At 68.9% G+C, this 13,024-nt stretch carries 17 protein-coding genes; 8 read left to right on the top strand and 9 right to left on the bottom strand.

Annotated features, from left to right (window positions below; translation table 11 throughout):
* The first annotated feature begins 105 nt into the window (after positions 1-105).
* From WDJ57_RS14365 to WDJ57_RS14355, 3 genes are all read left to right on the top strand, one after another.
* Positions 106-381 (top strand): ArsR/SmtB family transcription factor, encoded by a 276-nt coding sequence (locus WDJ57_RS14365; protein WP_338906303.1) that lies wholly within the window; start codon positions 106-108, stop codon positions 379-381.
* Positions 382-435: 54 nt separating this feature from the next.
* Positions 436-738: a hypothetical protein gene (locus WDJ57_RS14360; RefSeq protein WP_338901501.1), complete on the top strand. Its 303-nt coding sequence runs from the start codon at positions 436-438 to the stop codon at positions 736-738.
* 115 nt (positions 739-853) lie between these two features.
* Positions 854-1,657 (top strand): DUF4397 domain-containing protein, encoded by an 804-nt coding sequence (locus WDJ57_RS14355; protein WP_338901500.1) that lies wholly within the window; start codon positions 854-856, stop codon positions 1,655-1,657.
* A gap of 48 nt (positions 1,658-1,705) precedes the next feature.
* Here the strand turns inward: WDJ57_RS14355 and WDJ57_RS14350 are convergent, their stop codons facing one another.
* The 7 genes from WDJ57_RS14350 to WDJ57_RS14320 form a co-directional block, all read right to left on the bottom strand.
* Entirely contained in the window at positions 1,706-2,029 is a 324-nt protein-coding gene (locus tag WDJ57_RS14350; RefSeq protein WP_338901499.1) for a DUF5783 family protein, read from the bottom strand.
* A gap of 277 nt (positions 2,030-2,306) precedes the next feature.
* Complete coding sequence (locus WDJ57_RS14345) at positions 2,307-2,558, bottom strand: hypothetical protein (RefSeq protein WP_338901498.1); 252 nt, start codon at positions 2,556-2,558, stop codon at positions 2,307-2,309.
* Between the two features lie 139 nt (positions 2,559-2,697).
* Positions 2,698-4,146, bottom strand: coding sequence for a DHH family phosphoesterase (locus WDJ57_RS14340; protein WP_338901497.1), 1,449 nt, complete (start codon positions 4,144-4,146; stop codon positions 2,698-2,700).
* Positions 4,147-4,193: 47 nt separating this feature from the next.
* Entirely contained in the window at positions 4,194-4,925 is a 732-nt protein-coding gene (locus WDJ57_RS14335) for a uroporphyrinogen-III synthase (protein WP_338901496.1), read from the bottom strand.
* Positions 4,918-5,685 (bottom strand): uroporphyrinogen-III C-methyltransferase, encoded by a 768-nt coding sequence (cobA, locus tag WDJ57_RS14330; protein ID WP_338901495.1) that lies wholly within the window; start codon positions 5,683-5,685, stop codon positions 4,918-4,920. Before cobA ends, WDJ57_RS14335 begins: the two co-directional genes overlap by 8 nt.
* Complete coding sequence (gene hemC, locus WDJ57_RS14325; RefSeq protein WP_338901494.1) at positions 5,682-6,812, bottom strand: hydroxymethylbilane synthase; 1,131 nt, start codon at positions 6,810-6,812, stop codon at positions 5,682-5,684. Before hemC ends, cobA begins: the two co-directional genes overlap by 4 nt.
* A 63-nt stretch (positions 6,813-6,875) precedes the next feature.
* Positions 6,876-7,421 carry a CDP-2,3-bis-(O-geranylgeranyl)-sn-glycerol synthase gene (locus tag WDJ57_RS14320; protein WP_338901493.1) on the bottom strand — a complete coding sequence of 182 codons (546 nt, stop codon included), beginning with the start codon at positions 7,419-7,421 and terminating at the stop codon, positions 6,876-6,878.
* A gap of 165 nt (positions 7,422-7,586) precedes the next feature.
* Between WDJ57_RS14320 and WDJ57_RS14315 the strand changes: the two genes are divergently transcribed.
* The 5 genes from WDJ57_RS14315 (at position 7,587) to WDJ57_RS14295 (ending at position 11,641) form a co-directional block, all read left to right on the top strand.
* Positions 7,587-8,420 carry a proline dehydrogenase family protein gene (locus WDJ57_RS14315; RefSeq protein ID WP_338901492.1) on the top strand — a complete coding sequence of 278 codons (834 nt, stop codon included), beginning with the start codon at positions 7,587-7,589 and terminating at the stop codon, positions 8,418-8,420.
* 41 nt (positions 8,421-8,461) lie between these two features.
* A complete protein-coding gene (locus WDJ57_RS14310) occupies positions 8,462-9,100 on the top strand; it encodes a DUF502 domain-containing protein (protein ID WP_338901491.1) in 639 nt (212 codons plus the stop codon).
* Positions 9,101-9,220: 120 nt separating this feature from the next.
* Positions 9,221-9,916, top strand: a complete 696-nt coding sequence (locus tag WDJ57_RS14305; RefSeq protein WP_338901490.1) for a DUF120 domain-containing protein — start codon at positions 9,221-9,223, stop codon at positions 9,914-9,916.
* The gene (ribB, locus tag WDJ57_RS14300; protein WP_338901489.1) at positions 9,900-10,574 is read left to right on the top strand and encodes a 3,4-dihydroxy-2-butanone-4-phosphate synthase; all 675 of its coding nucleotides are present in this window, start codon (positions 9,900-9,902) and stop codon (positions 10,572-10,574) included. Before WDJ57_RS14305 ends, ribB begins: the two co-directional genes overlap by 17 nt.
* Positions 10,575-10,702: 128 nt before the next feature.
* Positions 10,703-11,641, top strand: coding sequence for a branched-chain amino acid transaminase (locus tag WDJ57_RS14295; protein WP_338901488.1), 939 nt, complete (start codon positions 10,703-10,705; stop codon positions 11,639-11,641).
* 1 nt (position 11,642) lies between these two features.
* Here the strand turns inward: WDJ57_RS14295 and WDJ57_RS14290 are convergent, their stop codons facing one another.
* Entirely contained in the window at positions 11,643-12,407 is a 765-nt protein-coding gene (locus tag WDJ57_RS14290) for a competence/damage-inducible protein A (RefSeq protein WP_338901487.1), read from the bottom strand.
* Between the two features lie 139 nt (positions 12,408-12,546).
* Positions 12,547-12,990 carry a YccF domain-containing protein gene (locus WDJ57_RS14285; protein WP_338901486.1) on the bottom strand — a complete coding sequence of 148 codons (444 nt, stop codon included), beginning with the start codon at positions 12,988-12,990 and terminating at the stop codon, positions 12,547-12,549.
* Between the last annotated feature and the right edge of the window lie 34 nt (positions 12,991-13,024).

The raw sequence follows: 13,024 nt of genomic DNA, 5'->3' as shown, positions 1-13,024 counted from the left end.
CATCGACGGCAGGGCGGTCGGGAGTCGGTGCGTGAGAGGGTAGCGCCGGCAGCCACGGTCCGACAGCCGATGCCCTTACGTAGGCTGCTTGAGATATCGGTGACGATGGAGGCAGTCCTCTGGTACGTGCTGACCGGCACCCGCGGCGGGCCGAACCGGGTGCGGATTCTCCGGACCGTCGACGATCGGCCCCGGAACGCCAACCAGCTCGCAGAGGACCTCGATCTGGATTACAAGACGGTTCGCCATCACCTGGACGTACTCATGGACAACGACATGGTCACGAGCAGCGGCGACGACTACGGCGCGGTGTACCTGCCGACCGACCGGGTCCAGCACCACTGGGAGACAGTCGAGCAAATCACCGAGGAGGTCGACTAATATGGTCGAAATTGGGAAAGAGATTATAGCTGTTTCCGTGCAACGGAGGCACAGATGGGACTCTGGCTGACTCTGGCGGGGGCGGCGGCGGCGGTCAACGTCGTCCTGCTGCTGCTACTCGTCGGTATCTGGACGCGGAACTACCTGGATATCGGGTCGAAACACGCCCTCGGACTCGCCATCTTCGGCGTCCTCCTGCTCGCCGAGAACCTCCTGGCGTTCTACTACTACGTCCTCGACCCCCAGGTGGCACAACTGCTGCGCAGCGCAGCGCCGGTCGCCGGCCAGGCCATGTCGTTCGTCCAGTTCCTCGAACTCGCCGGCCTCCTCTTCCTGGCCTGGGTCACCTGGGAGTGACCCGGTTGCTCGCCCGCCGCGGTCCAGTTTCTAGGCCCTTTCCGGCCCAAATTGGGTGAGAGGTGGGCGACTCTTGGGAAAATGTATTTTATCTGATTGTTCCTGTATCTGGACGATGTCACGACCCAACCGGCGACAGATGCTCGCGGCAGTCGGCAGCGCACTGACAATCGGCCTCGCTGGCTGCGGAGCCGGCGACGGCGGCGACGGCGGCGACGCGACGGAGACCGCCACCGAAACCGAAACGATGGGCGGGATGACCGAGACGGAGACGGCAACCGAGACCGAGTCTGGGATGATGAACGGCGACACGGCGAACGTCCGCGCGGCGCACATGTCGCCGGACGCGCCGAACGTCGACGTCTACGTCGACGGCGACGCGGCGCTGACGGACGTGCCGTTCCGGGCGGTCAGCGACTACCTCGAACTCCCGACGGGTGCCCACCAGGTCACCATCACCCAGGCGGGCAACATGGACAACGCGGTCTTCGACCAGGAGGTCACGCTCGAAGCCGAGGACTACACGCTCGTCGCCAGCGGCGAACTCGGCGAGGACACCTTCGAGGTACTGGTGCTCGTCGACGACAACAGCGACCCCGGCGGCGATATGAGCCGACTCCGCGCCGTCCACGTCTCGCCCGACGCCGGCCCCGTCGACATCACCGTCAGCGCCGGCCCGGTGCTGTTCGACGGCGTCCCGTTCAAGGCGTCCGGCTACGCCACTGCGGCCGCGAACGACTACACCGTCCAGATTCGCCCCGACACCAGCGGGAACGACGGCGAGGTGGTCTACGACGCCGACGTCTCGCTGAACGGTGGCACGGTCTACACCGCCTTCGCGTCGGGGTATCTCAGTCCAGACGACGAACCGGCGGACGAAGCCTTCGAACTCACCGTCGTGCAGGACGCGAGTTACTGAGGCCGGCCACAGACCGGCCTCCGAGGTCCCCACGGCCCTCCCGTTCGCTCACTCCTCGGCGAATCCGAACACGTCCCGAAGCTGGCTTTCGAGTTCCTCGACGTAGCTGTCCAGCACCGTCTCGGCCTTCTCCCTGTCGACGACCAGCCCGGAGAGGCGGTCGACCGGCTCTTCGGGCAGTTCGATGCGGAACTCGCCGTCGCCCTCGTAGAACGGCTCGCTCTCGGCGAGGATACCCTGGTCGATGCCGTGGACCAGTTCCGAGTCGTAGCGGTCGTTCATCACGTCGAAGGCCTGCCGGTACGCCTGCTGAAGCTCCGGGAAGTAGTGCTCGTACTTGTCCTCGAACTTATCGGGGTCGAAGTCACTCATCGTCGGAACGTGTACGCGGGAGCAAAAAGCACTTACCGGAATGAGCCGCTCGGCGGCGGTACGGCTGGACCGACAGGAAGCGACACGGCCAGACCCGCGCGGATTCGATATAGCGAGAGAGGATTTATCCGGCCACGGGGGAGTGACCGGGAGACACCTCGCTGAACGGCGGTGACAGCGACGAAACGATGGGTCTCGGGGAGAATGGGATCGCGACAGCGACGGGTGCGCGGGAGACGAGTCGGGACGGGCGTGACTCGGTCGAGAATCGGGGGAGCTACTGCGGCGGGTTCTGGCTCTGGTGCTCCGGGAGGTAGACGAACATGTAGATGAGCGCGACGAGCGTGAGGATGCCGGCGAAGACGAGGTAGAACGCGACGTCGAGACTGGTGAGCGCCTCCGAGACCGTCCGCAACCGCCCCCACTGGAACGACGGCGCGAGCAGGCGGACGTAGACGATGGCCCCGAGGGTGGCGACCAGCACCCCGTCGAAGAGACTCCGCGGTTGCATGTGCTGCCCTGTCGGCATCTCGTCTGCCGACGTCTATATGTCTTTCTGCCGTCGCAGTTGGGCAGCCCATCAATGCCATTCTGCTATATCAAAGTGGAGCAGCCACAGACAGCTCAGGTGCGGGAGAGGTCGTGCGCGAGCGCCCTACCGGAGAAATTCAGCCCAACTGGTCGGCGACGATGGCGTCGGCGGCGTCGACGAAGTCCGCCTCCCGGCCGGCGGGGACCGTCGCACCCGCGGCGACGTCGTGGCCGCCGCCGTCGCCGCCGACGGCACGGGAGGCCTCGCGCATCACGGCCGAGAGGTCCAGCCCCTGTCCGACCAGTCGGGCGGTGCCGCGGGCCGAGACCTTCGTCTCCTCGTCGTTCTTGCGGGCGAAGGCGATAATCGGCCTGTCGGGGTCGACGCCCTCCACGCCGAGGGCCATCCCCGCGACGATGCCGACGATGGTCTCGCGTATCTCGTCGCCGGCGTCGAAGTACTGGACGTGGTCGGTCCGCTCGACGCCCTGGCTCTTGACCCGCTCTAAGCCCTCCGAGAGGTTCCGGCGGTGGTTCTCCAGGAGGTGGCGTGCCCGCTCCAGCGCCCCCTCCCGGTCGCCCAGGCAGACGCCCAGTCCCACGTCGGCGCGCTCGTAGCGGGCGGTGGCGTTCAAAAGCGTCGAGAACTCGCTGGCGTCGCGCAGTTCCGTCCCCTCCGGCTCGGCTTCGAGCGTGTAGGTGGTGCCGACGAGCTGGTCGACCTTCTTCGCGGGGACGCCCCGTTTGAGCGCGTGCTGGACGAGCGCGCTGGCGACGGTCTGTTGCTCGTCGTCCGAGAGGTCGACCCAGCGCCGCCAGTCCCCGCCAGCCCGGAGGTCGACGTCCAGGCCGTCCAGAAAGGAGATAGCGCCGGTCTCGTCGTTGGAGATGCCGGGGATACGCACCTCGCTGGCGTACTCCAGCAGTTTCGGGAGCGGGCGGGTCTGTTTCCCGTAGAAGGCGAGGTCGGTCCGCTCGGCGAGGACGCCGGCCTCCGCCCCTTCCTCGACGATAGCGCGGTTCGCGCCGACGAGTTCGCCGCCGACGGCCTGCATGTCGCCGACTGCGCCGACGACGGCCAGGCCCGCCAGGTCGCGATTGTCGACAGCGCCGGCCCCGCCGGCGACCGTTCCGCCGTCCGCCGCGGCCGTCTCGGCCAGCGCCCGCGCCAGGAGGTAGCTCGCGCCCGCACCCGACAGCTCGGAGGCCCCGTCGATGCCCTCCAGCAGCGGGTTCAGGTGGTACTCGGTCGCCACGTCCGCGGGCTGGTGGTGGTCGGCGATGACCGGCTCGAAATCGCCCGCCCGCTCGTGCTCGGCGATGACGTCGAGTTGCCCGCTGCCGAAGTCGGTGAACAGGACGGTGTCGTACTCGCGGGCGGCGATGCTCGCGATTTCAGTCTCGTCGAGTTGCTTCTTGAACACCGTCTCGACCGGGATCCCGGCCCGTTCCAGCGCCGTCGTGGCGATGGCGGCGCTGGTCAGTCCGTCGGCGTCGATGTGCGACGCGAGCAGTACCGCATCGGCCGCGTGCAGGCGCTGTGCGCAGGCGCGGGCCCGCTCGTCGAGGTCCGGAACCGGTCCCATCGGGGCGAGATACGCGCGTCCCGGGACTTAAACTTCCGGTCGGCCGGTCAGGATTCGAGTACGTCCACGGCCGCCCGCGCGAGTTGCGCGAAGTCCGCGTCGTCGGGGATGACGTCGACCTCGACGCCCAGCCCCTCTGCTGTTTCCTTCGTGGGTAATCCGATTGCACCGACCACGGCGTCGTTCAGACCGTCGATAGCGGCCTCGCGGACCCCGCGTTCGGCCGCGGTGTCGAGGAAGTTCTCGACGGTCAGCGACGAGGTAAAGAGGGCCGCGTCGAGCGTCCCCGCGGCGGCGCGCTCGACAGACACACCGGCACCGTCGGGGACGACCAGGCGGTACAGTACCGTCTCGTGGACGTACGCTCCGGCGGCTTCCAGCCCGTCGAGCAACACCGCAGAGCCGTGGTCACTGCGGGCGACTTCGACGCGTACGCCGTCGACATCGCTCGCGAGGCGGTCGACCAGCCCCTGCGAGGAGTACTCGTCGGGGACGACGTCGACGGCGTAGCCGTGAGCGTCGAGCGCGTCGGCCGTCGACGCGCCGATGGCACAGACCGTCGCGCCGGCCGGGTCCCACCCGGCGTCGGCGGCGAGTTCGACGCCGGTCTTGCTCGTCAGCACGACGTAGTCGGCGTCCGTCCGGGGGGACGCGCCGGTCGGTTCGACGGCCAGCATCGGGTCGGGTACCGGCGCCGCACCCAGCGATTCCAGCGTCTCGGTTGCGCGGGCCATGCGGTCGTCGTCGGGTCGGAATACGGCGATTGTTGGCTCAGTCATCAGTCGTCTCCGTGGGTGCGAGGAAGTCGACGACGCGCTCGCGGGTGCCAGCCACGTCGCCGATGATCGTCAGTGCGGGCGGTTCGATGCCGGCCCCGTCGCGGGCGTCGACGATGGTCGCGAGCGTCCCGGTCGCAATCTGCTGGCCCTCGCGGGTCGCCCGCTCGACCATCGCCACCGGCGTCTCGGGGTCCATGCCGGCCTCGACCAGCGCCGCGGTGTACTCCGGCAGGCGGGTGACGCCCATCAGGACGACGATGGTGCCGCCGCCGGCCGCCAGCGCCGCCCAGTCGACGGCCGACTCCTCCTTGTCGGGGTCCTCGTGACCAGTCACGAACGTCACCGAGGAGGCGTGGTCGCGGTGCGTGATGGGGATACCGGCCACCTCCGGGCCGGCGATGGCGGAGGTGACGCCCGGCACCACCTCGAAGGTGACGCCGTGCTCGGCGAGATACAGCATCTCCTCGCCGCCGCGCCCGAACACCGTCGGGTCGCCGCCCTTCAGCCGCACCACGTCTTTGCCTTCGTGGGCAAGTTCCGCGAGGCGCTCGTTGATGTACTGCTGTGAGGTCACCTCGCCGTGGGCGCGCTTGCCGACGTCCTCGCGTTTGTCGTCGGGAATCTCCGCGAGGATGTCCGGGCCGGGGAGTTTGTCGTGCAGGACGACGTCGGCCTCGTCGATGAGCCGGCGGGCCTTGAGCGTCAGCAGTTCCGGGTCGCCGGGACCGCTGCCGACCAGATAGACCGTGCCGTCGCTCATTGCTCGCGTTTGGCCTCGTCGGGGTCGTCGCGCCGTGCCTGTTCGATGAGGGTGGCCGCGCCCTGGTCGGCGAGGTCGGCGGCGAACTCCCGGGCGGCCTCCCTGTGGCGCTCGACGGGCAGGTCCCGCGTCGCCCCGACCTCCTCGCTGCCGTTCTCGCCGAGGACGCGCACCGTCGTCGTCACGACCTCGCCCTGCAGGCGGGCGTAGATGCCGACCGGCGCGACGCACCCGCCGCCGAGTTCGGCGAGAATCGTCCGCTCGACGGTCGTCGACACGCGCGTCCGCGGGTGGTCGAGGATACCCTGCATCGTCTCGGCCGTGTCGCCGGCGAGTGCCGTCACCGCGATGGCTCCCTGGCCGGGCGCGGACACGAACTGGGCCGGGTCCAGGTGCTCGACCTGGAGGTGGTGGAGCAGACCGCTGCGCTCTAAGCCCGCCTCGGCGAGGCAGATGGCGTCGTACTCCGTCTCCACCTCGCGTTCGAGCGCGCGGCGCTCTATCTCGGCGAGGTCGTCGAACCACTCCTCGACGGTCCGGTCGTACTGCTCTGTCTCCGCGTCCTCCCCGTCATCGTCCTCGTCGTCGCTCTCCTCGGCCTCCTCGGCGTCCAGCCGGGCGGTGTACTCGCGGGTCAGCGACGGCGCGAGCAACTTCTCGACGCGCGTGTCGACGTTCCCGCGCAGGGGCTGGACGTCGAGGTCCGGCCGCTCGGCGAGCAGTTGCGCCCGCCGGCGGAGGCTGGAGGTCCCGACGGTCGCCCCGTCGGGGAGGTCCGCCAGTTCCGTCCCGTCGGGCGTGACGAGTACGTCGTTCGGGGCCGCGCGCTCCGGGATGCCCGCGACGACGAGGTCGTCGGGCTGGTCGGTCGGCATGTCCTTCATCGAGTGGACCGCGGCGTCTACGTCGCCGTCGAGGACCTTCTCGTCGAGCGCGCGGACGAAGGCCCCGGTCGTCCCCAGCCGGTGGATGAGTTCGTCCCGGAGCTGGTCGCCCGTTGTCTCGACTTCGACGAGGTCGACCGTCAGGCGGCGCTGTTCGAGTCGCTCGCGGACGGTCCCGGCCTGCCGCAGAGCGAGGTCAGAGCCCCGCGTCGCGAGGCGTATCGTCGTGCCGCGTTCGGTCATTACCACCCCTTCGACGGGCAGGGGTGAAAAGCGCACCACTTCCGGGCTGCCCCCGGTGACCCGCTACCAGGGCTCGTCTTTCAGCCCGAGCAGGTAGGCGATAGCGTTGGTCAGCACGTGCAACAGCGGCGTCGCGACGACGACCACCGCGAGGACGGAAAGTGTGAACGTGTCGGCGAACCAGCCGGGCGCGGCGAGTGCGGTGAGCAGCAGTGCGCCCACGACGAAGTCGAGCTGGTCGACGCCGGGGAAGGGCGCGCCGCGTTCGCGGCCGGTGCGCCGTTTCAGGAAGGAGGCTCCGATGTCCCCGAGCATCGCCCCGAGCGGGAGCGCCAGCAGCGCAGCGAGTGGAAACGTCGGGAGCGAGACACCGATAACCTCGCCCACCGGGTCGCGGACGGCGTTGAGGAGGACACCGAGGGCAGCGCCGGCGACCCACCCGGCGGCGGTGCCCCGCCAGGTCTTGCCGTCGCCGAGCAGCCGCCGGCCACCCATCGTCCGCCCGCCGTCGATGGGCGGGCCGCCACCGAAGAGGACGGCGGCGTTGTTCGGCACGTACGCCGGCAGCATCGCCCAGAGGGCCGTGGCGACGACAGCGAGCAGTCCCATACCGGCGGGGTCACCCGCCCGCGTATTAACCTCGGGGATTCGCCACGACGAGGAGACCTGCCGAGCAGTCGGTTTGTGCCCGCTGGCGCGGTCGTTTCCGGACGTTCGCGCGGACCGCCAGACAGTGGCGACATGCCTTTACTCGGTGGGGCAAAAGTTGCAGGTATGTTACCCCCGCTGGCGCGCCGGTTCGTCGCCGGCGAATCCGCCGCCGCCGCCCTGGAGCACGCCCGTCGACTGGACAAGGACGGCATCGGCACCATCCTGAACCTGCTCGGCGAGCACTACCACGACCGGGCACCCGCCGACGCCGACGCCGACGCCTACTGCCGGCTGGTCGAGGACATCGGCACCACCGACCTCCGCGTCTGCCTGTCTGTCAAACCCACTCAGCTCGGGCTCTCAGTCGGCGAGGACGTGTTCCGGGAGAACCTCGCGCGGGTCGTCGAGGCGGCCACGGAGCAGGACGCCTTCGTCTGGCTGGACATGGAGGACCACACGACGACCGACGCGACGCTGGACGCCTTCGAGCACCACGCCCGCGAGCACGGCGACGTCGGCGTCTGCGTGCAGGCGAACCTGCGGCGCACGCCCGCCGACCTCGAACGGCTGGCCCCGCTGCCGGGGAAGGTCCGCCTCGTCAAGGGAGCCTACGACCCGCCGGCGTCCATCGCCATCCAGGGTCAGAAGGCGGTCGACGAGGCCTACCGCGACCTGCTGGCGTCCATGTTCGAGCACTTCGACGGCGGCGTCGCGGTCGGGAGCCACGACCCGGCGATGCTCGCGGAGGCGGCGTCGCTGCACGACCGGTACGGGACCGACTACGAGATACAGATGCTGATGGGCGTCCGGGAGGGGGCACAGCGCGAACTGGCCCGCCACCGGGAGGTCTGGCAGTACGTCCCCCACGGGAGCCGGTGGCTCTCCTACTTCTACCGCCGGCTCACCGAGAACGTCGGCACCGCGAGTTTCGCCCTGCGTGCACTGCTCTCGGGGTGAAACGAACAGACTCATAACCGTTCCCTCGTCAGAGAAACACGATGGCCACCTGGAAGCGCGACTTCGCGAGCGGGCTCATCATCCTCACCCCGGTTCTAGTGACGCTTTTCGTCGTCGTCTGGATATTCAACCAGCTCGCGGGGATTCCGATAGAGGTCGAACCCCCGGTGCTCCGGGTGGGACTGACGCTCGTCGTCTTCCTCCTGCTCGTGATGGCGGTGGGCTTTCTCATGCGGACCGCTCTCGGCGCGGTCGTCGAGAGCTCGCTCGACAGCCTCATCAACCACCTGCCCGGCCTGCGGGTGGTCTACAACGCCTCGAAGATGGCCGCCGAGACCGCGCTGTCGGGCACCGACGAACTCCAGACCCCCGTGAAGGTCGAGACCTGGAACGGGCTCCGCATGACCGCGTTCAAGACCGGCAAGCAGACCAGCGACGGCCGCGACCTCCTCTTTCTGCCGACGGCACCCAACATCACCACCGGCTTCGTCATCGAAGTCGAGTCCAACGAGTACCAGGAGACCGACGAGACCGTCGAGGAGGCCCTGACGCGCGTGCTCAGCGCGGGCTTCGGCGAGACGAGGGAGACGGCCGTCTCGGACCTGTTCGAGGACCCCGTCCGCGACGGGAACGGCGAGGTAGAGGCCGAACAGTCCGAACGCTCCTCTGGGCTGGACTGACGCCGACGGCCGCGCCGGGAGCGGTCCCCGGACGGACCGGCGACGTTCAACCTAGTTCACACTTCTGAGACGCATAACGTATTCGTTATACTTATCCGCGGAGACACCCAACTGTCAGTCATGACAGAGACGCAGCGAGCGCTCGGTCCGGACGGGCTGGCGACGCTGAAACAGCTCGCGCTGGTGGGCGCGCTCGACGGCGAGGCGAAGCTGTCGTGTTCGGCGCTGGCCGAGCGGCTCGACGCCTCGACGCAGACCGCCTCCAGACGCCTCCAGCAACTCGACAGCGGCGGATACGTCGAGCGGGACATCGTCAGCGACGGCCAGTGGGTGCAGCTCACAGACGAGGGCGAGCGGCACCTCCAGGCCGAGTACGCCGACTACCGGCGGCTGTTCGAGCGCAACAGCGGCGTCGAGCTAACCGGGACGGTCACCAGCGGCATGGGCGAGGGTCGCCACTACATCACGCTGCCGGGCTACATGGAGCAGTTCGTGGAGAAGCTCGGCTACGAGCCCTTCGCGGGCACGCTGAACATCGACCTCACCGAGGAGAGCATCCGCCGGCGCGCCCGGCTAGGTGCCATCGACCCCACCGTCATCGAGGGCTGGGAGGACGACGAGCGGACGTACGGCCCGGCCTACTGCTACCCCGCGACGCTGCACGGGGCAGGGTCGTACGGCCCGGTCCACGTCATCACGCCAGAGCGGACCCACCACGGCGACGACCACCTTGAGGTCATCGCCCCGGACCGCCTGCGAGACACGCTTGACCTCGCCGACGGCGACGAGGTGACTGTCCATGTCGAGCAGCGGTGACATGCCCCGAACGACAGACAGCGTCGGCGCTGCCGTCGACGCGTTCCGCCGCGGACAGCCGGTCTGTATCCACGACGCCGCCGACCGCGAGGGGGAGACCGACCTCGTCTACCCCGCCGGCGCGGTGACCCCCGACGCCGTCGCGCGGATGCGCAACGACGCCGGCGGCCTGGTCTGCGTCGCGCTCGGAAACGAGGTTGCCGCCGCCTTCGACCTCCCCTTCGTCCAGGAGACCATCGACCACCCCGCGGCGGCCGACCACGACCTCGCCTACGACGACCGCTCCTCCTTTTCTATCACGGTGAACCACCGCGACACCCGCACCGGCATCACCGACACCGACCGCGCGCTCACCATCACGGCGCTGGCCGACGCCGCCGCGGACCCCGCCGGCACCGACTTCGCGGGGACCTTCCGCGCGCCCGGCCACGTCCACATCCTCCGGGCAGCACCGAACCTGCTCGCCGACCGGCAGGGCCACACAGAACTCGGCATCGCCCTCGCCGAGGCAGCCGAGCTGCCTCCCGCCGCCGTCGTCTGCGAGATGCTCGACGACGAGACCGGCGAGGCGCTCCCGCCGGCGGCCGCCCGCGCCTACGCCGAGCGCGCGGACATCCCCTACGTCGAGGGGGCGGAACTGCTCGACCGGTTCGACTGAGCCGGCCTCTCGGCGTGGCGCGGGACCGTCAAGACTCTTAACCGTGGCCACAGATTGTCGGGTATGGCACACGCGACGGACGCCCCGCTCGGGGCGCAGACGCGGACGCACGGCCGGAGGTGGCGGCGATGAGCGAGCGACCCGAGATGTACGAGGGCGTCGACACCATCTGGATGGACGGCGAGTTCGTCGACTTCGAGGACGCACAGACGCACGTGCTGACCCACGGCCTCCACTACGGGACGGGCGTCTTCGAGGGCGTGCGCTGTTACGACACCGCCGACGGCCCCGCAATCTTCCGCTGGGAGGAGCACCTGGAGCGGTTCTACCAGTCCGCAAAGCCCTACGACATGGAGATTCCCTTCGAGCCCGAGGAAATTTCCGAGGCCACGGTGGAACTCATCCGCCGGGAGGAACTGGACTCCTGTTACATCCGCCCTGTCGCTTTCTACGGCTACGGCCCGCTCGGACTGAACCCCGGGAACTCCCCGGTGCAGGTCGCCATCGCCGTCTGGCCGTGGGGCGCGTACCTCGGCGAGGAGGCCCTGGAGGAGGGCGTCGACGTCGCCGTCTCCTCGTGGCGCAAGCACGCCTCCAGCCAGATTCCCACGAACGCGAAGACGACCGGCGCGTACGTCAACAGCGTGCTGGCGAGCTTAGAGGCCAAGGGCAACGGGTACACCGAGGCCATCGTCCTCAACAAGGAGGGCAACGTCGCCGAGGGGCCGGGCGAGAACATCTTCCTGGTCCGGGACGGCGAACTCTACACGACGGGGCTCGCGGAGTCCATCCTCGACGGCATCACCCGCCAGTCGGTCGTCGACATCGCCGAGGACCTCGGCTACACGGTCCACGACGACGCCACCATCTCGCGGGGTGAACTCTACACCGCGGACGAACTGTTCTTCACCGGCACCGCCGCGGAGGTCACGCCCATCCGGTCCGTCGACGACAACGAAATCGGCGCGGGGACGAAGGGACCGGTCACCGACGAGATTCAGACGACCTTCTTCGACATCCTCGACGACCCGCCGGCGGCCTACGAGGACTGGTTCCACCCGGTGTAGGTCAGTCCTCGTCGCCGGCGACGTCGGCCCGTCCCCAGTCGCGCTCGATGGGGGTCTCGCTGACCTCGATGCGCTCGCGGAGGTACGCGGCCGCCTCGTCGAGCGTCCCCTCGTCGGTCGCGATGAGTTTCAGCCGGTTGTGTCTGGCCTCGCGGTCGGGATAGCAGCCGACGGTGACGTCGAAGGACTCCGCGACGCCCTCCAGCGTCGAGACGATGTTCGCCTCGGGTTCCTCCGTGTAGAGGAACTTCGAGACGGCGTCGCCGGCGAACTCCCCGGCTATCTCGCCGAACATCGCCTTCAGCTCCCGGGGGATGCCCGGCATGACGTAGACGTTCTCGACGACACAGCCGGGCGACAGCCCCTGCGGGTTGAGCAGCGGCCGGGACCCGGCGGGGATGGTCGCCTCCGCCTCGGCGTCGACGTCTAGGTCCGGCACGGCGTCCCCGAGGTTGTCTAGGCGTTCCTCGACGGCCGAGAGCGCTTGCTCGCTGACCACCAGGTCGCGGTCGAAGGTGTCGGCGACGGCGTCGACGGTCACGTCGTCGGGCGTCCCGCCGAGTCCTCCCGTGACGATGACGGCGTCGAAGGCGTCGCTGTACGCCCGGACGCGCTCGGCGATGAGCGACCGGTCGTCCGGGATGGTGAGGATTCGCGTGACGGTGACGCCGCGCTCGGTGAGACGTTCGGCCAGCCAGGCGGCGTTGGTGTTCACCGTGTCCCCGGCGAGCAGTTCGTCACCGATGGTCAGCAAGGCGACCTGCATCTACGGTATCCATGCGGTGGGTTCGCAATAGCCGTTTCGTCCGTTGCCACCGTCCGGGAGGGACAGGGACACCCTCGTCCGCGCGTCGGGAGAGACGACCGGCGCTTCCGGGTGTCGGCCGTGTCGCCGGCGGGGAGCGTCAGTACCTGTAGAGCGAGACCACGAAGGGGAGTTTGCCGTACATCCAGACCGCCAGCGGCAGGCCGACTATCGACAGGGACGCCAGGTACGCCAGTCCCAGCCAGACCCCGCTGGCCCACCAGCCCACGAACAGGAAGTACACCGCTCGCAGGAGAAGCGAGCGCTGCGGTCGGCTGGACTCGGTAATCCGCCCGGTGGCGTCTGCAGTCACGTCTATCGGGCGACGCTTCAGCGAGAGCACCAGCGGCACCCGGTTGATGAGTTTGATGCCCAGCGGTATCCCGACGATGGTGAGGTTCAGCAGCCACGCGACGCCGAGCCAGATGCCCGTCGCCCACCAGCCGACGATGAGGAAGTACACCGCACGCACGAGAAGCGACGGGCTGGTCCCGCGGCGTTCGGTGGCGGTGGTTCCGTTCGGCTGTCCAGCAGTCGTGTCCATATCCGAGGGGAGGTGACGGAGGCGTATCCATCTG

Origin of the sequence: Salinibaculum sp. SYNS191 (assembly GCF_037338445.1) — an archaeon.
GTDB lineage: Archaea > Halobacteriota > Halobacteria > Halobacteriales > Haloarculaceae > Salinibaculum > Salinibaculum marinum.
Note: the sequence above shows the minus strand (reverse complement) of the source record. Positions and strands in the feature narration are given on the sequence as shown.

What these genes read in the sequence shown, in the direction of transcription:
- WDJ57_RS14365 (WP_338906303.1), top strand. Translation starts at nt 106, where the DNA reads ATGGAGGCAGTCCTCTGGTACGTGCTGACCGGCACCCGCGGCGGGCCG.
- WDJ57_RS14360 (WP_338901501.1), top strand. Translation starts at nt 436, where the DNA reads ATGGGACTCTGGCTGACTCTGGCGGGGGCGGCGGCGGCGGTCAACGTC.
- WDJ57_RS14355 (WP_338901500.1), top strand. Translation starts at nt 854, where the DNA reads ATGTCACGACCCAACCGGCGACAGATGCTCGCGGCAGTCGGCAGCGCA.
- WDJ57_RS14350 (WP_338901499.1), bottom strand. Translation starts at nt 2,029, where the DNA reads ATGAGTGACTTCGACCCCGATAAGTTCGAGGACAAGTACGAGCACTAC.
- WDJ57_RS14345 (WP_338901498.1), bottom strand. Translation starts at nt 2,558, where the DNA reads ATGCCGACAGGGCAGCACATGCAACCGCGGAGTCTCTTCGACGGGGTG.
- WDJ57_RS14340 (WP_338901497.1), bottom strand. Translation starts at nt 4,146, where the DNA reads ATGGGACCGGTTCCGGACCTCGACGAGCGGGCCCGCGCCTGCGCACAG.
- WDJ57_RS14335 (WP_338901496.1), bottom strand. Translation starts at nt 4,925, where the DNA reads ATGACTGAGCCAACAATCGCCGTATTCCGACCCGACGACGACCGCATG.
- cobA (WP_338901495.1), bottom strand. Translation starts at nt 5,685, where the DNA reads ATGAGCGACGGCACGGTCTATCTGGTCGGCAGCGGTCCCGGCGACCCG.
- hemC (WP_338901494.1), bottom strand. Translation starts at nt 6,812, where the DNA reads ATGACCGAACGCGGCACGACGATACGCCTCGCGACGCGGGGCTCTGAC.
- WDJ57_RS14320 (WP_338901493.1), bottom strand. Translation starts at nt 7,421, where the DNA reads ATGGGACTGCTCGCTGTCGTCGCCACGGCCCTCTGGGCGATGCTGCCG.
- WDJ57_RS14315 (WP_338901492.1), top strand. Translation starts at nt 7,587, where the DNA reads ATGTTACCCCCGCTGGCGCGCCGGTTCGTCGCCGGCGAATCCGCCGCC.
- WDJ57_RS14310 (WP_338901491.1), top strand. Translation starts at nt 8,462, where the DNA reads ATGGCCACCTGGAAGCGCGACTTCGCGAGCGGGCTCATCATCCTCACC.
- WDJ57_RS14305 (WP_338901490.1), top strand. Translation starts at nt 9,221, where the DNA reads ATGACAGAGACGCAGCGAGCGCTCGGTCCGGACGGGCTGGCGACGCTG.
- ribB (WP_338901489.1), top strand. Translation starts at nt 9,900, where the DNA reads ATGTCGAGCAGCGGTGACATGCCCCGAACGACAGACAGCGTCGGCGCT.
- WDJ57_RS14295 (WP_338901488.1), top strand. Translation starts at nt 10,703, where the DNA reads ATGAGCGAGCGACCCGAGATGTACGAGGGCGTCGACACCATCTGGATG.
- WDJ57_RS14290 (WP_338901487.1), bottom strand. Translation starts at nt 12,407, where the DNA reads ATGCAGGTCGCCTTGCTGACCATCGGTGACGAACTGCTCGCCGGGGAC.
- WDJ57_RS14285 (WP_338901486.1), bottom strand. Translation starts at nt 12,990, where the DNA reads ATGGACACGACTGCTGGACAGCCGAACGGAACCACCGCCACCGAACGC.